Annotated in this window: 18 protein-coding genes; 11 read left to right on the forward strand and 7 right to left on the reverse strand. The window is 71.0% G+C overall.

All coding sequences use genetic code 11. The features are described 5' to 3' along the window. Positions 1 to 12: 12 nt before the first annotated feature. From OHS58_RS46040 to OHS58_RS46055, 4 genes are read left to right on the forward strand one after another with little or no spacing between them, the layout of a single operon-like run. Complete coding sequence (locus OHS58_RS46040; protein ID WP_328646462.1) at positions 13 to 1,125, forward strand: Gfo/Idh/MocA family protein; 1,113 nt, start codon at positions 13 to 15, stop codon at positions 1,123 to 1,125. Further along, positions 1,122 to 2,039 carry a PmoA family protein gene (locus tag OHS58_RS46045; protein WP_328646463.1) on the forward strand — a complete coding sequence of 306 codons (918 nt, stop codon included), beginning with the start codon at positions 1,122 to 1,124 and terminating at the stop codon, positions 2,037 to 2,039. Before OHS58_RS46040 ends, OHS58_RS46045 begins: the two co-directional genes overlap by 4 nt. Positions 2,040 to 2,048: 9 nt before the next feature. Next, positions 2,049 to 2,798 (forward strand): cupin domain-containing protein, encoded by a 750-nt coding sequence (locus tag OHS58_RS46050; RefSeq protein WP_328646464.1) that lies wholly within the window; start codon positions 2,049 to 2,051, stop codon positions 2,796 to 2,798. A 3-nt stretch (positions 2,799 to 2,801) separates the two neighbouring features. Then, a complete protein-coding gene (locus tag OHS58_RS46055; RefSeq protein ID WP_328646465.1) occupies positions 2,802 to 3,941 on the forward strand; it encodes a Gfo/Idh/MocA family protein in 1,140 nt (379 codons plus the stop codon). 473 nt (positions 3,942 to 4,414) lie between these two features. Here OHS58_RS46055 and OHS58_RS46060 read toward each other — a convergent pair whose 3' ends face one another. Continuing rightward, the gene (locus OHS58_RS46060; RefSeq protein ID WP_328646466.1) at positions 4,415 to 5,623 is read right to left on the reverse strand and encodes a PQQ-dependent sugar dehydrogenase; all 1,209 of its coding nucleotides are present in this window, start codon (positions 5,621 to 5,623) and stop codon (positions 4,415 to 4,417) included. A gap of 65 nt (positions 5,624 to 5,688) precedes the next feature. Between OHS58_RS46060 and OHS58_RS46065 the strand changes: the two genes are divergently transcribed. Together OHS58_RS46065 and OHS58_RS46070 are read left to right on the forward strand one after the other, a co-directional pair. Then, on the forward strand, positions 5,689 to 6,597 hold the full coding sequence (locus OHS58_RS46065; protein ID WP_328646467.1) for a 2-hydroxyacid dehydrogenase: 909 nt from the start codon (positions 5,689 to 5,691) through the stop codon (positions 6,595 to 6,597). Between the two features lie 50 nt (positions 6,598 to 6,647). Continuing rightward, positions 6,648 to 7,226 (forward strand): DoxX family protein, encoded by a 579-nt coding sequence (locus OHS58_RS46070; protein WP_328646468.1) that lies wholly within the window; start codon positions 6,648 to 6,650, stop codon positions 7,224 to 7,226. A 165-nt stretch (positions 7,227 to 7,391) separates the two neighbouring features. Here OHS58_RS46070 and ilvD read toward each other — a convergent pair whose 3' ends face one another. Further along, on the reverse strand, positions 7,392 to 9,236 hold the full coding sequence (ilvD, locus tag OHS58_RS46075) for a dihydroxy-acid dehydratase (protein WP_328646469.1): 1,845 nt from the start codon (positions 9,234 to 9,236) through the stop codon (positions 7,392 to 7,394). Positions 9,237 to 9,339: 103 nt separating this feature from the next. Further along, a complete protein-coding gene (locus OHS58_RS46080) occupies positions 9,340 to 9,789 on the reverse strand; it encodes a PH domain-containing protein (RefSeq protein WP_328646470.1) in 450 nt (149 codons plus the stop codon). A gap of 426 nt (positions 9,790 to 10,215) precedes the next feature. Here OHS58_RS46080 and OHS58_RS46085 point away from each other — a divergent pair, with 426 nt between their 5' ends. The 4 genes from OHS58_RS46085 (at position 10,216) to OHS58_RS46100 (ending at position 13,952) form a co-directional block, all read left to right on the forward strand. Further along, positions 10,216 to 12,012 (forward strand): acetolactate synthase large subunit, encoded by a 1,797-nt coding sequence (locus tag OHS58_RS46085; protein ID WP_326951805.1) that lies wholly within the window; start codon positions 10,216 to 10,218, stop codon positions 12,010 to 12,012. 1 nt (position 12,013) lies between these two features. Further along, a complete protein-coding gene (gene ilvN / locus OHS58_RS46090; protein ID WP_003080760.1) occupies positions 12,014 to 12,520 on the forward strand; it encodes an acetolactate synthase small subunit in 507 nt (168 codons plus the stop codon). 33 nt (positions 12,521 to 12,553) lie between these two features. After that, the gene (ilvC, locus tag OHS58_RS46095) at positions 12,554 to 13,567 is read left to right on the forward strand and encodes a ketol-acid reductoisomerase (RefSeq protein WP_326946881.1); all 1,014 of its coding nucleotides are present in this window, start codon (positions 12,554 to 12,556) and stop codon (positions 13,565 to 13,567) included. Between the two features lie 118 nt (positions 13,568 to 13,685). Continuing rightward, positions 13,686 to 13,952 carry a DUF397 domain-containing protein gene (locus tag OHS58_RS46100; protein ID WP_326955438.1) on the forward strand — a complete coding sequence of 89 codons (267 nt, stop codon included), beginning with the start codon at positions 13,686 to 13,688 and terminating at the stop codon, positions 13,950 to 13,952. Here the strand turns inward: OHS58_RS46100 and OHS58_RS46105 are convergent. From OHS58_RS46105 to OHS58_RS46120, 4 genes are all read right to left on the reverse strand, one after another. Beyond that, complete coding sequence (locus OHS58_RS46105) at positions 13,949 to 14,818, reverse strand: nuclear transport factor 2 family protein (protein WP_328646471.1); 870 nt, start codon at positions 14,816 to 14,818, stop codon at positions 13,949 to 13,951. The two genes, OHS58_RS46100 and OHS58_RS46105, sit on opposite strands and share 4 nt — an antisense overlap. Positions 14,819 to 14,888: 70 nt before the next feature. Then, positions 14,889 to 16,226 carry an ankyrin repeat domain-containing protein gene (locus tag OHS58_RS46110; RefSeq protein WP_328646472.1) on the reverse strand — a complete coding sequence of 446 codons (1,338 nt, stop codon included), beginning with the start codon at positions 16,224 to 16,226 and terminating at the stop codon, positions 14,889 to 14,891. Between the two features lie 300 nt (positions 16,227 to 16,526). Next, a complete protein-coding gene (locus OHS58_RS46115) occupies positions 16,527 to 17,354 on the reverse strand; it encodes a TIGR03620 family F420-dependent LLM class oxidoreductase (protein ID WP_328646473.1) in 828 nt (275 codons plus the stop codon). Beyond that, positions 17,351 to 18,250: a TIGR03620 family F420-dependent LLM class oxidoreductase gene (locus OHS58_RS46120; protein ID WP_328646474.1), complete on the reverse strand. Its 900-nt coding sequence runs from the start codon at positions 18,248 to 18,250 to the stop codon at positions 17,351 to 17,353. The genes OHS58_RS46115 and OHS58_RS46120 overlap by 4 nt, the downstream gene beginning before the upstream one ends. Positions 18,251 to 18,336: 86 nt before the next feature. Between OHS58_RS46120 and OHS58_RS46125 the strand changes: the two genes are divergently transcribed. Next, positions 18,337 to 18,900, forward strand: a complete 564-nt coding sequence (locus OHS58_RS46125) for a TetR/AcrR family transcriptional regulator (RefSeq protein ID WP_328646475.1) — start codon at positions 18,337 to 18,339, stop codon at positions 18,898 to 18,900. Positions 18,901 to 18,919 lie beyond the last annotated feature (19 nt).

Consider the following 18,919-nt stretch of genomic DNA (forward strand, 5'->3'; position numbering starts at 1 on the left):
GGAGGTCCGAGCTTGCGTACCGGAAAGCGCTTACGGGTCGCCGTCGTCGGGGCCGGCGGGATCGCGAAAAGTCACTGGGCCGCGTACGAAGCCCATCGTGATGACGTCGAGGTGGTGGCCGTCGCGGACGTCGACGAAGCGCGTGCCGCCGCGTTCTGTGCCGCGGCCGCGAGCGTCAAGCCGTACCTGGACCTCGACACCCTGTTGGCCGAGCAGGAACCCGACCTCGTCTCGATCTGTACTCCGCCCGGACTGCACGTCGAGCAGGCCAAGAAGGTTCTCGAGAGCGGCGCCTGGGCCTGGTGTGAGAAGCCGCCGTGCCGGTCGCTCGCCGAGTACGACGAGATCGCCGCCGTCGAACAGGACGGTGGGCCCTACGCCGCTTTCGTCTTCCAGCACCGGTTCGGCTCGGCCGCCGGGCACTTCCGGACGCTGCTCGCGGACGGGGAACTCGGCCGTCCGCTCGTCGCGCATTGCCAGACGACCTGGTACCGCGTCGCCGGCTACTACGCCGTGCCGTGGCGGGGGAGGTGGGCGAGCGAGGGCGGCGGTCCGGCCATGGGCCACGGGATCCACCAGATGGATCTGCTGCTCCACCTGCTCGGCGACTGGGCCGAGGTGCGGGCGATGACCGCGCGGCTCGTGCACGACGTCGAGACCGAGGACGTCTCCACGGCGCTCGTCCGGTTCGAGTCGGGCGCGCTGGCGACCGTGGTCAACAGCGTCCTGTCGCCGGACGAAGTGAGCCGGATCCGGATCGACTGCGAAAACGCGACCGTCGAGCTCACCCACCTCTACGGCTACCGCGGCAGGGACTGGCGCTACACCCCGGCACCGCACGTGGTCGCCGATCGGACGACGCGCTGGGCCGGCCCGCCTGACGATGACGTCGCCAGCTCGCACACCGCCGCGTTCGCGCCGGTCCTGGCCGCGTTCCGGGCCAAGCGGCGGCCCCCGTGCAGCGGGGTGGATGGGCGGCGGGTGCTGGAACTCGTCGCGGCGTTATACAAGTCGGCTTTCACCGGGGGCGGGGTGCACCGAGGTGAGATCGGGCCAGGTGACGACTTCTACCGGTCGATGGCCGGCGCCGGTCAGGGCGTGGAGCAGGAAGGAGTGCGGGTGTGAGCGCGGCGATCACCGTCACCCACCGGCACGGCGACCACGTCGCCGTCGAAGCCGGCGGGGTCCAGTTGATGTCCTATGTGTACAAACCCGACCCGGTGGCCTACGAGTCCCGCAAGCCCTATACCCATCCGCTGCGCACCCTCGGCGGACGGCGCGTCAGCGGTTACCGCCCCGCCGACCACCGCTGGCACAAGGGCCTGCAGATGACGTCGAGTCACCTGTCCGGCCAGAACTTCTGGGGTGGCCACACCTACGTCCCTGGAGATTGGTACCAAGACCTGCCCGATCGCGTCGGCTCGATGCGGCACGACGAGTTCGCCGGGTTCACCGTCGACGGCGACCGGCTGACCTTCACCGAGCAGCTCACCTGGGTCGCCAACAGCGGTGAGGAGTGGGCTCGAGAGCGGCGCGACATCGTCGTTCACTCGGTCGAGCCGGACGAAGGCGCCTGGGCCATCGACTGGGCGATCGAGCTGACCAACATCCGCGACATGCCGCTCGCGTTCGGCAGCCCGACCACCGCTGGCCGCGAGATGGCCGGGTACACCGGGCTGCACTGGCGTGGGCCGCGCGAGTTCAGCGGGGGCCGCATCCTCGGGCCCGGCGAGCTGGGCGGCGAGGAGATGATGGGCCGGCAGGCGCCCTGGCTGGCCTTTGTCGGCGAACACGACGACGTCGACGCGCATTCGACGCTCGTGTTCGCGCACGCCCCGGAGAACGACAGCTCGATCCACGAGTCGCACTGGTTCGTCCGTTCGCGGGACACGCCGACCGTGGCGATCTCGTGGGCGTTCTTCGAAGAATTCCTGCTGCCTCCGGGCGAGAGCTTCGCCTACCGCTACCGGGTCGTCGTCGCCGATGGTGCGTGGGATCGCGATCGCGTCACCGGCTACCTCGGCACGCACGGGTTCTGAGAGGCAGCCATGGACGAATTCCCCCTTCCGGGTGGCATCGGCGTCTCCCACCTGCGGGCTTACGAATGGGCGGCCGAAGACGGCGTCTGCGGTGGCAGCCCGCACCTGCACCTCGCCTGCACCGAGGCGTACGTCGTCACAGGTGGGCGCGGCGCCGTGCAGACGCTGAGCGTCGACGGCTACGTCGAGACGCCGTTGGCGGCCGGGGTCATCGCGTGGTTCGCGCCGGGCATCGTGCACCGGATGGTGCAGGGCGGCGACCTGCGCGTCACCGTGCTCATGCAGAACAGCGGCCTGCCCGAGGCCGGCGACGCCGTGTTCACTTTCCCGCCCACGGTGCTCGCCGACCCCGCCGCCTACGCCGAGGCCGCGGCGTTGCCGAAGTCCGACGACGCCGCTCGGCGACGCCGTGACCTGGCGATTCGCGGCTACCTGCCGCTGCGCGAGGCGCTGCTCGACGGCGACCCGGAGCCGCTGCGGGCGTTCCACCGGGCAGCCGTCGCGCTCGTCGCGCCGAAGGTCGGGGAGTGGGTGCCGCGGTGGCGAGCGGGGGCGCTCAAGGCCGCCGAATCGACCGGCGCGCACCTCAAGGCGCTCGCCGACGGCGACGGGAGTCACCTCGAGCAATCGGGGGTGCGGGTCGCGACGCCGTCGAACCCCGACGGCTACGGCATGTGCGGCCGGCGCGCCGAATACGACATCCCCGGTGTGACCGCGCCGTACGGCGGGGAACGAATCTTCGACGTGGGAGGCCGGTAGTTGATGAACCAGACCATCGGAGTGCTGCTCAACGGGGTCACCGGCCGGATGGGGTACCGGCAGCACCTGCTGCGGTCGGTGCTGGCGATCCGCGAACAGGGCGGCGTGGCGCTGCCGGACGGCAGCCGCGCGCAGCTCGAGCCGATTCTCGCGGGGCGCAACGCCGGCAAGGTCAAGGAGCTCGCCGACCGGCACGGCCTGACGTCGTGGACCACCGACGTCGACACCGCGCTGGAGGACGCGCAGATCTACTTCGACGCGCAGCTGACGTCGGCGCGCGAGCCGGCGGTGCGGGCGGCGATCGCCGCGGGCAAGCACGTCTACGCCGAGAAGCCGTTGGCCGATACGTTGACGGCCGCGCTGGAGCTGGCGGGTCTCGCTCGGGACGCCGGGATCTGTCACGGCGTCGTGCACGACAAACTGTTCCTGCCCGGGCTGCGAAAGCTGCGGCGACTGGTGGATGGCGGCTTTTTCGGGCGCATCTTGTCCGTTCGCGGCGAATTCGGCTACTGGGTGTTCGAGGGCGACTGGCAGGATGCGCAGAGGCCGAGCTGGAACTACCGCGCCGAGGACGGCGGCGGGATCGTGCTCGACATGTTCTGCCACTGGAACTACGTGCTGGAGAACCTGTTCGGCCGGGTTTCGGCCGTGACCGCGAAAGCGACAACGCACATCCCGCGTCGCTGGGACGAGCAGGGCGAGTCGTACGCGGCGACGGCGGACGACGCCGCGTACGGCATCTTCGAGCTGGAGTCGGGGGCGATCGCGCAGATCAACTCGTCGTGGTCGGTGCGTGTCTTCCGCGACGAGCTGGTCGAGTTCCAGGTCGACGGCACCGAGGGCAGCGCGGTGGCCGGGCTGCGGCGGTGCCGCGCGCAGCACCGGTCGGCGACGCCGAAGCCGGTGTGGAACCCGGACCTGCCGGCGACCGAGGCGTTCCGGGACCAGTGGGCCGAGGTGCCGGACAACGCCGAGTTCGACAACGGGTTCAAGGCGCAGTGGGAGGAGTTCGTCCGCGACGTGGTCGCCGGACGGCAACACCGCTACGACTTCTTCTCGGCCGCCAGGGGCCTGCAGCTCGCGGAGGCGGGGCTGGCGTCGTCCGCGGAGGGACGACGGGTCGAGCTGAAGCCGCTCACCTGACCGGGAGCCGCTGGCTTGTGTGGTCGGCGAGCTGGCGACAGCTGCTCGGCTACTGGTGGTGGTCCGTTGGGCGACGAGGTGGGTGAGCTGGACTTGACGGCAGTCGGCTGACGCGAGCGGGCGCGGGTGGTGGCGTGGTCGGTCCGGCGACGACAGGGTTGAACTGGACCTGACGATGCCGTGGGTGCCGGTGGTGTGGTCGATCAGCGACGACAGGGCTGGACGGACCTGACGACGCCCAGCTGGGGCAAGCAGGCGCGGATGTTGGTGCTGTCGTCCGTTGGGCGACGGCAGGGCTGAACCGGATCGGATGACGGTCGGCTGAGGCGGGCGGATGCGGGTGCCGGCGGTGTGGTTGGTCAGGCGACGACGCCGCTGAGCCGGAGCGAGCGGATCGCCGGGCGACTGGTCCGGTGGTGTTGTCTCGGGCGCGACTACGACCGTGGCACCAGCGTCGAACAAAGGGCGGGAGGTCAGTCCTTGCCGTTGCCGCCGCCGGAGGTGGCTGGTGTGATCAGGACCACTCGGTCGTCGCTCGAGACTGGGGTGCCGCCGTCTTTGTTGACCGTTCCCGCCACCGCCAGCTGGGGGTTGATCATGCTGATGCCCGCGAGGCGGCCGTACGTGATCGGGGGTTTGCCCGTCTTGCCGTCGAGGCTGATCGTCGGTTTGCCGCTGACCGCGCCCTCTGCCGTCACCGGGAGGTTCTGCAGGTTTCCGGCCAGGGACGTGCCCACCGAGACCGAGCCGTTGGCGTCGACGAAATCCGCGCAACCCGCCACGCCCGGCTTGTCCGGCCACGTCCACGCCGGGGTCGTGAGCGGCTGGCCGGTCTGGACCCGGTACAGCGCGTCCTTGTCGGCCAGCCGGTCGGTGACCCAGACGCGACCACCGTCGGCCGAGGCGCACAGGCCGCCCGGGGCGTGGAGGCCCGCCGCCACCGCGATGGCGCCCTTCGGGTTGCCCGCCGCGGCCTTGCCGGACGTGTCGATCCGCAGCACCTTGCCCGCCAGCGACGACGGGTCGGCCGCCGCGTTCGGGTTGCCCGCGTCGCCCGTCGCGACCAGGAGTGCGCCGCGGTTGTCGGTGCCCAGTGAGCCGCGGTTGCCGGTCGCGCCCTTGGGGATGCCCGTGAGCACCGGCTTCGGCGTCTGGCCCTTCGCGAAGCGGACGACGCGGTTGTCCGTCGCCGTCGTCACGTAAGCGAACACGAGCTGGTCCTCGACGTACGACGGCGACAGCGCGAGACCGGTCAGGCCGCCGTCGCCGGCCGCCTGGACGTCGAGCTTCGCGAACTCCGTGGCGTCCTTGCCGGCCGTGGCCAGCAGGACGCGGCCGCTCTTGCGCTCGCCCGCGAGCGCGCTCGGCGTGGAGCCGTCGCCCGGCAGGCCGGCGACCGCGGCCACCGTGTCCAGGCAGGTCGCGATCACCGTCTGGTCGAAATCCTTGCAACCCTGCGGCGGCGGGATCGTCGTGGCGGGCTGACCAGGGCGGGCCTGCTTGCCGTCGCCACCGGAGTCCGAGCCCGGACCCTGCACCTCGGGGGGTGATTCGGGGCTCGCGACCGGCGCTGGGCTGAACGTCTGGCCTGCCGCGGTGTCGTCGAACCGCGCACAACCGGCGGGCAGCAGGGCGCCGCAGGCGAGAATCGCCAGCAAGGCCGACCGGTACCGGGTTCGCATGATCGCCCAGCCTAGGGGCCGGTGCGTGAACCATGGGTGAGTACTCCTCGATTACCGTGGCGATCATGACGTTGACCGTGCTGGTGCCCGACGACGAAGGGCTGTCCGTGCTGGCCGAGGTGCCGCGGGTGCTCCCGGTGCGCTACCAGTGGGGCGAGCCGGTGCCACCCGAGGCCGCTAAGGCGGAGGTGCTCATCCCCGGCAAGCACCGCGCCGGCGACGAGCTGTGGCGCGTGCTGCCGAACCTGAAGCTGATCCAGCTGCTGTCCGCCGGCGCCGAGGACTGGGTCGGCAACGTGCCGGACGGCGTCCTGCTGTCCACCTGCCGCGGCGCGCACGGCGGCAGCACCGCCGAGTGGGTCGTCGCCGCGCTGTTGTCGATTTATCGCAAACTCGACGTCTTCGCCGACGCGCGCCGCGAGGGCCGCTGGGCGCGGCAGACCGCCGACACGCTGCAGGGCAAGCGCGTCCTCGTGATCGGGGCCGGCGACCTCGGGCAGCACCTGCGGCGGCGGCTCGAGCCGTTCGACGCGCGTTGCACCATGGTCGGGTTGACCGCCCGCGACGGCGTGCACGGCGTGCAGGAGCTGCCCGGGCTGCTCGGCCTGCACGACGCCGTCGTGCTGATGGTGCCACTGACCTCGCGCACCCGCGGGATGGTCGACGCGGACTTCCTCGCCGAGATGCGGGACGGCGCGGTGCTGGTCAACGTCGCGCGCGGCAGCGTCGTGGACACCGGTGCCCTGGTCGCCGAGCTGACCACGGGCCGGTTGCGGGCCGCGCTCGACGTCACCGATCCGGAGCCACCGCTGGCCGGGCACCCGCTGTGGACCGTTCCGGGGCTGCTGCTGACTCCGCACATCGGCGGCGCCGTGCGCGGCGTGCGGGGGCGGTCGTACGCCGTCGCCGCGGCCGAGATCGCGCGGTACGCCGGGGGCGAGCTGCCGGACAACCTGGTGCACGGGGAGTACTGAGCGCGGCGCGCTGCCTCGCCAGGCCCGCGCGGATCCCCTACCCTTCGCGCGTGACCAGTGCAGACGACTTCTCGCAGCAGCCCACCAGCGTCCTGTCGGGTGTCGAGGACGACGGGCCGGCCGACGACGGTCCCCGCCAGGGCGGGCTCGGGCTCGGCCTGCTGATCCTGCGGCTGGCGATCGGCGTGACCATGGGGGCGCACGGCCTGCAGCACCTGTTCGGCCTGTTCGGCGGGCCGGGCGTCGGCGGGTTCGCGCGGATGCTGGAGACGTTCGGCTACCACAAGCAGACGACGCTGCTGTCGTGGATCACCGGCATCACGGAACTCGCGGGCGGCGCGCTCGTGGTCGTCGGGTTGTTCACGCCGCTGGCCGCGGCGGGGTTGCTGGGGGTGGCCGCGAACGCCGTCTACGCGAAGTTCCACGGCGGGTTTTTCGAGGGGCAGGGCCAGGGCTTCGAATTGGAGCTGGTGCTCGGTCTTGGCGCGTTGAGCCTGCTGTTCACCGGCGCCGGGCCGATTTCGCTGGAGCGGAACACGCCTTGGCGACGGCGGCCGTTGCCGCTCGGGCTGGTCTCGCTGCTACTGGCCGCGGCGGCCTCGGTCGTGGTCATCGTGCTGACCCGATAGAGGGCTGTGGACAACTTCCGACTCGGACGGCCAGCTGTGGATCCGCCAGGGGGAACTATGGCCGGAAAACGCGCGAAGGCCGTCCGCCAGGGAAACCGTGGTCGGGAAAGCGCGAATGCCGCCCCCGGAAAACCGGGGGCGGCCTTCGGCGGCTGAAGTAGAGGCTTACTTGTTCGGGTCGCGGACCGCGCCCGTGTCGGCCGATGTTGCCATGCGGGCGTACGCGCGCAGGGCCGCCGTGATGGGGCGCTCGCGGTCCTTTGGCTGCCACGGCCTCTCCGCCGTCTCCATCTTCGACCGGCGCTCCGCCAGGATCTCCGCGTCCACCAGGAGTTCCAAGCGGCGCTCGTGGACGTCCAGGACGATCCTGTCGCCGTTTTCGACCAACGCGATCAAGCCGCCCGCGGCCGCCTCCGGGGAGATGTGGCCCACCGAGATGCCCGATGAACCTCCCGAAAAGCGGCCGTCCGTGATCAGGGCGCACTTCTTGCCCAGGCCCGAACCCTTGAGGAACGCCGTCGGGTGCAGCATTTCCTGCATGCCCGGGCCGCCCGCGGGGCCTTCGTAGCGGATGACCAGGACCTCGCCCGGCTGGATCTCCTTCTTGAGGATCGCCGACACGGCTTCCTCCTGACTCTCCAGCACCCGCGCCGGGCCTTCGAAGTGCCACAGCTCTTCGTCGATGCCCGCGGACTTGATCACCGCGCCGTTCTCGGCGAGGTTGCCGCGCAGGATGGCCAGGCCGCCGTCCTTCGTGTACGCGTGCTCGACGTCGCGGATGCAGCCGCCCGCGGCGTCCGTGTCCAAGGACGACCAGCGGTTCTCCGTCGAGAACGCTTGCGTGGTGCGGACTCCGCCCGGTGCCGCGTGGAAGAGTTCCACCGCAACGTCAGAAGGCGACGAAGCGCGGATGTCCCAGGCGGAAAGCCAGGATTCGATGTCGGGCGAGTGCACCGAGCGGACCTCGGTGTTGAGCAGCCCGCCGCGGTACAGCTCGCCCAGGATCGCCGGGATTCCGCCCGCGCGGTGGACGTCTTCCATGTGGTAGTCGGAGTTCGGCGCCACCTTGGACAGGCAGGGGACGCGACGGCCGATCGCGTCGATGTCGTCGATCGTGAAGTCGACCTCGCCCTCGCGGGCGGCGGCGAGGATGTGCAGCACCGTGTTCGTCGAGCCGCCCATCGCCATGTCGAGGGCCATCGCGTTCTCGAACGCCGCCTTCGACGCGATCGTCCGCGGCAGGGCCGAGTCGTCGTCCTGCTCGTACCAGCGCTTGCAGAGCTCGACGACCGTCCGGCCGGCCTCCTCGAACAGCGCGCGACGCGCGGCGTGCGTGGCCAGCGTCGAGCCGTTGCCCGGCAGCGACAGGCCCAGCGCCTCGGTCAGGCAGTTCATCGAGTTCGCGGTGAACATGCCGGAGCACGAACCGCAGGTCGGGCAGGCCGAGCGCTCGACGATGTCGAGGCCGTCCTCGTCGACGTCGGGGCTGGCCGACGCGGCGATCGCGGTGATCAGGTCGGTCGGGGCCTGCGCGACGCCGCCCACGACCACGGCCTTGCCGGCCTCCATCGGGCCACCGGAGACGAACACGACCGGGATGTTCAGCCGCATCGCGGCGTTGAGCATGCCCGGGGTGATCTTGTCGCAGTTGGAGATGCAGACGAGGGCGTCGGCCTGGTGCGCGTTGACCATGTACTCGACGGAGTCGGCGATGATCTCGCGCGAGGGCAGCGAGTAGAGCATGCCGGAGTGGCCCATCGCGATGCCGTCGTCGACGGCGATCGTGTGGAACTCGCGCGCGACGCCGCCGGCTTCCTTGACCGCGCCGGCGACGATCTCGCCGAGGTCCTTGAGGTGCACGTGGCCGGGCACGAACTGCGTGTAGGAGTTGGCGATCGCCACGATCGGCTTGCCGAAGTCGCTGTCGGTCATGCCGGTGGCGCGCCAGAGCGAGCGCGCGCCCGCCGCGTTGCGGCCGTGGGTGGTGGTCCGGGAACGGAGAGGCGGCACGGCGAACTCCCAGGTCGGATGGGGGCCAGGCGGAGGTTCGGGACGCTCCGCAGAAACTGGTCCTACCAATTTAGACCTTCACGGGGCCGCGCCGCCGTGGGGGTTACTCGCTGGGCGACGTCTCGGGCTTGGCCGGCTTGACGTCTTCGTTGTCGAGCAGCCCGCTCGGGTCGGCGACGAGGCCCTCGCTCACCAGCGACAACACCGGCAGGTGCCGGGTCCGCACGGTCGGCAGCGGCACCTTCGTGTCGTCCGTCAGCACCGCCTGGACGCGGGATCGCTTGGTGATCGCCAGCCCCTTCAACGCCGACCACGGCACGTCGCGGTGGCCGAACATCGTGCGCGTCGCCAGGCCTTCGCGCGTCGCGACGGTGCGGGTACGGATCACGAACACCGCCAGCGCGATCGGGAAGACGTACAGCCACTGCAGGTACGGGATCTCCCCGAGGGCGATCGGCGTCACACAGATCGTCAGGAGCGCGATCGCCATGAACGACGTGCGGGGGATGCGGAAGACGGCCTTCCGGCCCGTGTCCTGCTCTTTTTCGGCCACGCCGAAATGGTGCACCGCCCGGCGCGAGCACGGGAAACCGGGTCGGTGCGTACGTGACACGCGCCGCGCCGGTGTCCACGATGCGGACTCTCCGTCCCGCAGAGTTGACACTTGAGAGACCTTCGGACTAGCGTCAGCGTCGTGACACCGCTGACCGGCCTCGTACTTCCCAAGCGCGTCGACGCTTAGGGAAGTCTTTCCGCTGCGTCGACGCGCGACCCTCGTGCGACCTTACGGTCGGCGAGGGTTTTTTGTTGCCCGAGGGAAGCAATTCCTGGCCCCACCGCACAAAAACCGACCCGAACGAGTGACACCGAGACCCACGAGGCAGAACCGATGACCAGTGCCACAAACCCGACGAAGCCGGGCCCGGCGCCCGGCGCGCCAGGAGCACGTCCGAAGCCGGCGCCACCGGCGGGAACCCCGGTGCGCGTCACCGGCGCGCAGTCGCTCGTGCGCTCGCTCGAGGCCGTCGGCGCCGAGGTGGTCTTCGGGATTCCGGGCGGCACCATCCTGCCCGCCTACGACCCGCTGCTGGACTCCACGAAGGTCCGCCACATCCTGGTCCGCCACGAGCAGGGTGCGGGCCACGCGGCCACCGGCTACGCGCAGGCCACCGGCAAGGTCGGCGTCTGCATGGCCACCTCCGGCCCCGGCGCGACGAACCTGGTCACCCCGCTGGCCGACGCGAACATGGACTCCGTCCCGGTCGTGGCCATCACCGGCCAGCAGAGCCGGGCGCTGATCGGCACCGACGCGTTCCAGGAAGCCGACATCTGCGGCATCACCATGCCGATCACCAAGCACAACTTCCTCGTCACGGACCCCGCGGACATCCCGCGGACCATCGCCGAGGCGTTCCACCTGGCGTCCACGGGCCGACCCGGCCCGGTCCTGGTGGACATCCCCAAGGACGTGCTGCAGGAGATGACCTCGTTCTCCTGGCCGACCGAGCTGCGCCTCCCGGGTTACCGCCCGACGCTGCGCCCGCACGGCAAGCAGGTCCGCGAAGCCGCGAAGCTCGTCGCGAAGTCGCGTCGCCCGGTGCTCTACGTCGGCGGTGGCGTGATCAAGGCGGAGGCGCACGAGCAGCTGAAGCAGCTCGCCGAGCTGACCGGCATCCCCGTCGTCACCACGCTGATGGCGCGCGGCGCGTTCCCCGACTCGCACCCGCAGCACCTCGGCATGCCGGGCATGCACGGCACGGTCGCCGCCGTCGCCGCGATGCAGCGCGCCGACCTGCTGATCGCGCTCGGCGCCCGGTTCGACGACCGCGTCACCGGCCAGCTCTCGTCGTTCGCGCCGGACGCCGCCATCGTGCACGCCGACATCGACCCGGCCGAGATCTCCAAGAACCGCAAGGCGGACGTCCCGATCGTGGGCGACTGCAAGGAGATCATCGGCGAGCTGATCACGGCCGTGCAGACCGAGTTCGACCACGGCGGCAAGCCCGACCTCACCGACTGGTGGACCCAGGCCGACGGCTGGCGCAAGAACTACCCGGCCGGTTACGAGTGGCCGGACGACGGCTCGCTGTCGCCGCAGTACGTCATCGAGCGGATCGGCCAGATCGTCGGCCCGGACGCGGTGTACGCCGCCGGTGTCGGCCAGCACCAGATGTGGGCCGCGCAGTTCGTCAAGTACGAGAACCCGCGCACCTGGATCAACTCCGGCGGCCTCGGCACCATGGGCTACGCGGTGCCCGCGGCGATGGGCGCGCAGTTCGGCGTCCCCGGCACCCAGGTGTGGGCGATCGACGGCGACGGCTGCTTCCAGATGACCAACCAGGAGCTGGCCACCTGCGCCATCGAGGGCGCGCCGATCAAGGTCGCCGTCATCAACAACGGCAACCTGGGCATGGTCCGGCAGTGGCAGAACCTCTTCTACTCGGGGCGGTACTCCAACACCGACCTCGGCACGCACAAGCACCGCATCCCGGACTTCGTGCTGCTCGCCGAGGCGCTGGGCTGCGCCGGGCTGCGCTGCGAGACGAAGGAAGACGTCGACGCCACCATCCGCCGCGCGATGGAGATCAACGACCGCCCCGTCGTGATCGACTTCGTCGTGGGGAAGGATGCCCAGGTGTGGCCGATGGTCGCGGCCGGCACCGGAAACGACGAGATCATGGCGGTCCGGGGCATCCGGCCGCTGTTCGACGACGACGAGGTTTCGGTGGAGACGACCGAAGCCGCCGCGGAAGCCGCTGGGGAAGGTGAGCGCTGAGATGAGCGTCCACACGCTGAGTGTCCTGGTCGAGAACAAGCCGGGTGTGCTCGCGCGCGTCTCGGGCCTGTTCTCCCGCCGCGGTTTCAACATCGAGTCCCTCGCCGTCGGGCCCACGGAGAACCCCGAGGTGTCCCGCATGACGATCGTGGTCGCCGTCGAAGAGCTACCGCTCGAACAGGTGACCAAACAGCTCAACAAGCTGGTCAACGTGATCAAGATCGTCGAGCTGGAGCAGTCGACCGCCGTGCAGCGCGAACTGCTGCTCGTGAAGGTTCGCGCCGACAACACCGTGCGCAGCCAGGTCCTTGAAACCGTCCAGCTCTTCCGGGCCAAGGTGGTGGACGTCTCCCCGGAGGCGCTCACCGTCGAAGCCACGGGGACGTCCGACAAGATCGGTGCCCTGCTGCGGATGCTGGAGCCGTATGGCATCCGCGAGCTGGTGCAGTCAGGCATGGTCGCGGTGGGGCGGGGCGCCCGTTCCATCACCGCCACATCACCGCGTTAAAGAAGTAAGTCTCGAAAGGAAGCAGTAACCCCCATGGCAGTGGAAATCTTCTACGACGACGACGCCGACCTCTCGATCATCCAGGGGCGCAAGGTCGCTGTCATCGGCTACGGCAGCCAGGGCCACGCCCACTCGCTGAGCCTGCGCGACTCCGGCGTCGACGTCCGCATCGGCCTGCCCGAGGGGTCCAAGTCGCGGGCGAAGGCCGAGGAGCAGGGCCTGCGCGTGCTCACCCCGGCCGAGGCGTCGGCCGAAGCCGACCTGATCATGATCCTGGCGCCGGACACGAAGCAGCGCCACATCTACGAGCAGGACATCGCGCCGAACCTCAAGGACGGCGACGCGATCTTCTTCGGGCACGGCTTCAACATCCGCTACGACCTGATCAAGCCGCCGTCCAACGTGGACGTCGCCATGGTCGCCCCCAAGGGCCCGGGCCACCTCGTGCGCCGCCAGTTCGTCGACGGCAAGGGCGTCCCGGCGCTCATCGCGGTCGAGCAGGACGCCACCGGCAACGCCCAGGCGCTCGCCCTGTCCTACGCCGCGGCCATCGGCGGTGCCCGCGCCGGTGTCATCAAGACGACCTTCACCGAGGAGACCGAGACCGACCTCTTCGGCGAGCAGGCTGTGCTCTGCGGTGGCGCGTCCGCGCTGGTGCAGACCGGTTTCGAGGTGCTCACCGAGGCCGGTTACGCCCCGGAGATCGCCTACTTCGAGGTGCTGCACGAGCTGAAGCTGATCGTCGACCTGATGTACGAGGGCGGCATCGCGCGCCAGCGCTACTCGATCTCCGACACCGCCGAGTACGGCGACCTGACCCGCGGCCCGCGCGTCATCTCGCCGGCGGTCAAGGAAGAGATGAAGAAGATCCTCGGCGAGATCCAGGACGGCACGTTCGCCCGCGAATGGGTCGCCGAGGACGAGGCCGGCCGGCCGAACTTCACCAAGCTCGAGGAGCAGGGCAACCAGCACCCGATCGAGGCGACCGGCAAGAAGCTGCGCGACCTGATGTCGTGGGTGGACCGGCCGATCACCGAGACCGCCTGAGTTCCGCAAGGTCCGTGAAGGCCCCCTTGCCGGCGCAAGATGCCGGTAAGGGGGCCTTCACGGCTTTCCGGGGCAGGGGAGCGGTTTCGTTCGGTGCCCGGGTGGTTACGCTGGTGGTATGAGCGAGCAGCCGGCCGACGACAAGGCGCACATCCGGCACCACCTGGACTTCACCGAGGCCGAGTGGATCCGGGCCGAGCCCGAGGGCGCCGCGCTCGACGAGGTCGCCGAATACGCGTTCATCCCGCACACCGACGACGTCACCTACGTCGCGATGCGGAAGTCGACGGACCCCGGCGGCACGGTCCTCGTCTTCACCCCCGCGGAGTGGGACGCCTTCGTGAAGGGCGTCCGCGACGGCGAGTTCGACTTCCCCGGCGCCTAGGAACCCAGGCGGGCGGCCAACGCGGGGATCGTCCCGGTGTCGCCCGCGACGGCGAGGTGGTCGCCGTAGTCACGGGACTCGACGATCAGGCCGTCGCGGATCCGCAGGACGAAGATGTTCGCGATCCGCACCGGCCGGCCGCCGTACTCGCCCTGGTAGGCGAACTCGCCGATCAGCACCTCCGGGTCCGTGCTCTGGTGGGTGACCAGGCCCGCGACCGAAAAGCCGGGGTTGAGCGCCTTCCCGGCTTCGAAGTGCGCGCGCAGCTCGTCGCGCGTCCGCACCACGCCCGAGCCCGGCAGGAACGGGTGCGTGACATGGGTTTCCTCGGCGTACAGCTCCGGCAGCTCGTCCCAGCGCGCGCCCGCGACGCCGTGGACGAGCCGCTCGAACACACTGCCCGCGCTCTCCGGCGTGACCGGCGAGAGCTCCCGCGGCGGCGCCTGCTCGTACGCCTTCGGCAGCTGGCCGACGCCGTCGCGGATCGCGGCGAGCCGCAGGTAGTCGTGGTAGTCGCGGGATCCGGCGATCAGGCCGTCGCGGATCCGCAGGACCTGGATGTTGGCCGTGACGTCGGTCTTGCCGGTCTCGACCGACTCGGCGTCGTAGTCGTACTCGGCGACGATCACCTCGGGGTCCGTGGTCTCGTGGACGACGACGTTCTTGGGCTTGAGCCGGACCATCCCGGCGAGCGGGCCGGCGAACCGCTCGTGGACGGCCGCGCGGCCGGTGATGCGGGTCGGCCGCGGCACGGCCTGGGGGTGCTCGACGACGGTGTCCTCGGCGTAGAGCGCGGAAAGCTCGCCGAACCGTCCTTCGCCGATGCCGTCGGACAGCGCGGCGAACACGTCGCGGGGTGAGTTCACAAGGTCCTCCCAGAAGACAAAACGGAGTCTGTAGTCCGCCTGGACGATACGGACTACAGACTCCGGTTGTCTACAGAGCAGCCAGCAGCTCCTTCGCGGCCGGCTGGTCGCAGTGCTCGGCCCAGGACTCCGGCGTGCTGTCGAACAGCGCGTCCCGCGCGGTGATATCGGCGCCGCCCTCGACGAGCACCCGGATCACGTCGAGGTGCCCGGACTGCGCCGCCAGGTGCAGGGCGGTGGCGCCTTCACCGTGGTTCGGGCCGCCGAACGTGCCCGCGTGGTTCACGTCGGCGCCGAGGTCCAGCAACGTCCGGACCGCCGCGAGCTTGCCGGACGCGGCCGCCCAGGTCAGGGCCGTGCCGCGGTAGACGTCGGCGTCGATGCGGGCGCCGCGCGCGACGAGCGTGCGCAGGGCGCCGGCGCGGTCGTTGCGGGCCGCCCAGGCCAGGGCCTCGTCGCGGACCTCCGCCGGGTCGTCGCCCGGGCGCCAGGCCGGGAAGCCGCTGTGCGGGCGGTAGAAGCCGCGGTGTGCGCCCGCGGCCGGGGCCAGGGTCCCGTCAGGTTTCAGCAGTTCGTCCAAGAGTGCCGTGTGACCGAGCCCGGCCGCGACGCGCAGGTTGCCGGGGGCGAGATCCCGGGACGCCAGCTTCTCCGCCGCCTTGCGGTGTCCCCAGAACAAGGCGACGACCAGGGGAGTGCCGCCGTCTCCGCGCGCGGAGACGGCGACCGGCGCGCCCGCGTCGAGCAGGAGGTCGACGAGCCGCGCCTGGTTGCTGTAGGTGGCCTGGTGCAGCGGAGTCCAGCCGTGGACGTTGCCGCGCGCCGGGTCCGCGCCGTGGTCCAGCAGGACCCGGCTGAGCCGCTCGTCGCCGGTCGCGCCGGCCATGCCGAGCAGGTCGTTGCCGTTGGTGCCGCGGGCGGTGATGAGCCCGGGGAACCCGTCGAGGAGGGTCGCCAGCGCGTCGGGATCCCGCGCCTCGACGGCGCGGTACGCCCGGGCGAACGGCTCGCCACTGTCCACAAGTGACTTGACGTGCTCGTGAAGTGCTTTCCAGGAAACGAAACCGTGTTCGCGGGCGACGACCACGCGGGCGCCGTCGCGGGTGACCGGCTGGCTCCAGCGGTCGAACGGCTCCCGCGCGCCGGGCGTCTCGTCTTCCGCGGACGCGAGCAGACCGAGCGCGCGCCCGGCGTAGTAGTGGACGTCCTGGTGGTACGGGTGCTGCAGGGTTTCGCCGTGCTCGGTGACGCGCCGGACGTACGCCTGCAGCTTCGGCCAGCTCGGGAAACCGTGCTCGCGCGCGATCCGGAACTGCGCTTCGGACAGTTTCACGGTTTCGGCGCGCGCGAGGTCTTTCGCGCGTTTGCGCAGCTGGTCCAGGCTGGGTTTGGCGGGCAACGTGCCCATGGTGCCTCCTTTCCTCGGGCGCCCGTGGTCCGCCGGCACCGGGCAGGAAAGAAGGTGCGGAGCTGGTGGTGCGGTGCTGCGGGGGTGGGCTCGGCCCTTTCCGCGGACGGGACGCGGCCCTCACCGCGTCCCGCCAGCGTACCCCGGTCAGGGCCTCACGTGACTCCCGGCGGATCTCACGTGATCGAGCCCGGAACTCGCGTGATCGAAGCCGGAACTCGCGTGATTGAGCCCGGCACTCGTGAGTTACGGCCCTGATCACGCGAGTTCCGGTTCTGGTCACGCGAGATCCGGGGCCGGTCAGGGGACGAGTGTGGACAGCTGGCGGTAGGAGTCCTTGGTGCGGGCCAGGACCTGGACGCAGACGTGGTCGGCGCCGGCGTCGAGGTGGGCCCGGATCCGGTCGGTCACCCGCTGCTCGCCGCCGAAGGCGACCAGGGCTTGGACCAGGCGGTCGCTGCCGCCGTCGGCCAGGTCCTCGTCGGTGAAGCCGAGCCGGCGGAGGTTCGCCTGGTGGTGCGGGGCGAGCTTCACGTACGTGCCGACGTGCTCCCGGGCCGCTTCGCGGGCCGCCTCGGGAGACGCGTCCAGCACCACCGCCTGCTCGACGGCCAGGTACTTGCCCGGGCCGAGGCGTTCCCGCGCCACCGCCGTGTGCTCCGGCGGGACGAAGTACGGGTGGGCGCCGTCCGCCCGCTCGGCCGCCAGGTCGAGAGCGCGCGGGCCGAGCGCCGCGAGCAGCCGGCGCGGGCGGGGTGCCGGCGGTGGCAGTCCCGGCAGCTCGGCCGCGTCCATCCCGGCCAGGTACTCGCGCATCGCCGAAATCGGGCGCGCGCCGGGGAAGTGGCCGCCGAGCCCGACGGTGAACCGGCCGGGGTAGGCCTCGCCCAGCGCCCGCGTCGCCGCCTCCGCCGTGATCGGCGCCCGCCGGTCGAAGCGGGCGATCCCGGTGGCCACGGTGAGGTGCGAGGTCGCCGCCAGGATCAGCGCGGCCTGGGTGAACGCCTCCCGCCCGGCGTACTCGCCGAACCAGAGCGTGTCGAAGCCCAGCTCTTCGACCTCGGCGGCGGTTTCCCGCAGCTCGCCGATCGGGGCGTCCTCGAAGAACTGCCAGATCCCGACGCTCACCGGACCACCGCCGGTGCCAGCTCGGCCAGGATGTCCACAGTGGAGTCGAACGTGGCCGCGGACGGCGTCAGCAGCACGTGGTCCGCGCCCGCGTCGAGCAGCTCGTCCAGGCGTTTCGCGATGGTTCCCGCGTCACCCCACAGGACGAGGTCGTCGACGAACCGGTCGCTCGGGCCGTCGATGTCGGCTTCGGTGTAGCCGAGCCGTTTCCAGCCCGCGAGGTAGGCCTCGATGTGGTGCTCGCGCGAGAGCGCCACCCGCTTCCGGACGCTTTCGCGGGCGTCCTCGCGGGTGCCGAGCAGCACCGTCTGCTGCGGGATCAGCAGCTTGTCCGGCCCGAGGATCTCCCGGGCGTACGGCGTGTGGCTGATGGGCTGGGCGAACGGGTGCGCGCCGTCGGCGTGGTCGCGCGACAGCGCCAGCATCTTCGGCCCGACGGCGGCCAGCACGCGCGGAAACGCCACCGGGGAAGGGTTTTCCGCGGCGATGGTGTCCATTTCGGACAGGTAGGCGCGCATCCGGTCGAGCGGCCGGTACGCCTCCCCGGCCTTCGCTGCCTGGAACGCGTGCCCGACGCCGACGCCGAGCACGAACCGGCCGGGGTGGGCTTGGGCGAGCGTGGCGCCGCCCTTCTCGGCGGTCACCCCCGGCCGGGCCCAGAGGTTGGCGATGCCGGTGCCGAGCACGACGTCCGGCACCGACGCGAGCAGGTCGCCGAAGTGGGCGAACACCTCGCGCGAGCCGGGGCCTTCGCCGCTCCAGACCGAGCGGTAGCCGAGCTCGGCGAGCCGGCGGGTGGCCGCGCGCTCGACGTCCGGCGGCGGGGCCAGCGGGGCACTCGGCAGCCAGGCGCCGATGGCGCCGAGCCGGGCCCGGGTTTCTTCGATCAGGGTCATCCTCGTCCCTCCAGTAATATGAGGCTGCCTCCGGTTAATATACGGAGGCAGCCTCCGATTGGCTACCCGGTAAGCTCGGAAGGGCGATGACCGAAGTCAAGCCGATGCGCGCGGACGCCCGCCGCAACTACGAACGCCTCCTGGAGGAGGCGCAGCGCGCCTTCGCCGAACACGGCGTCGAGGCGTCGCTGGAGGACATCGCCCGCCGGGCCGGCGTCGGCATCGGCACGCTCTACCGGCACTTCCCGACCCGGGACGCCCTGCTCGAGACCCTCCTGCGGGCCCGGTTCGACGGCCAGGCCGAGCGGGCCCGCGAGCTGCTCACCGACCCGGCGCCCCTCGACGCGCTGCAGGCGTGGCTGCTCGGGCTCGGCGACACCACCGGCACCTTCCGGGGCCTGGCCGAGCTGACCGCCGACGCGCTCAACGACGAGACGTCCCGCTTGTACGCTTCGTGTCACGCCATGCGGGACGCGGCGTCCCAGTTGGTGGAACGCGCGAAGGTGGCGGGGGAGCTGCGCGCGGACGTCACCACGCACGAACTGCTTCTGTTGCTGCACGCGGCATCCTGGGCGGGGCCGCACCTGCCGGGCGACGCGGGCATGCAGCGCCTGCTGGCCCTTGTTTTCGAGGGATTACGAGCGAGTTAACACCGTGGGAAGCCAGGAC

This window comes from Amycolatopsis sp. NBC_00348, from assembly GCF_036114655.1.
Lineage (GTDB): Bacteria > Actinomycetota > Actinomycetes > Mycobacteriales > Pseudonocardiaceae > Amycolatopsis.